The organism is Streptomyces sp. WM4235, from assembly GCF_001279725.1.
Lineage (GTDB): Bacteria > Actinomycetota > Actinomycetes > Streptomycetales > Streptomycetaceae > Streptomyces.
Genome location: NZ_LGDE01000263.1, coordinates 1 through 558, shown reverse-complemented (window position 1 = coordinate 558; position 558 = coordinate 1). Strand labels below are relative to the sequence as shown.

Sequence of the window (558 nt, the reverse complement as noted above, 5' to 3'; positions counted from 1 at the left end):
CCCGTCCCGGTGGTCATGCTCACCGCGCGCGGAGACGAGGACGACCGGATCCTGGGCCTGGAGGTCGGCGCCGACGACTACGTCACGAAGCCCTTCAGCCCGCGCGAGCTCGTCCTGCGCGTACGGTCGGTCCTGCGCAGGGCGGCCTCGACCACCGCCCCGAACACCGGACCCGTGCTCGCCGCGGCCGGTATCGCCATGGATCCGGCCGCCCGCCGAGTCACCAAGAACGGCGCCGAACTGGGCCTCACCCTCAGGGAGTTCGACCTGCTCGCCTACTTCCTCGGACACCAGGGGCAGGTCTGCGACCGGGAGCGGCTGATGCGCGAGGTCTGGGGATGGGACTTCGGCGACCTGTCCACGGTCACCGTCCACGTCCGCCGACTGCGCGGCAAGATCGAGGACGACCCGGCGAATCCGACACTGATCAAGACCGTGTGGGGCGCCGGATACCGCTTCGAAACGGGCCCGGACACCGCCCGGGACGCGGCGGGTGCGGCGGGTGCCTCGGGCGCCTCGGGTGTGTCGGGTGCGGCGGGCGCCTCGGGTGTGTCGGGT

General features: G+C 72.4%; 1 protein-coding gene. It reads left to right on the top strand.

Going from position 1 to position 558, the window contains the following annotated elements:
- Positions 1-558 (top strand): winged helix-turn-helix domain-containing protein (locus ADK55_RS18975; RefSeq protein ID WP_159041463.1); only part of this gene is annotated, 558 nt, incomplete at both ends.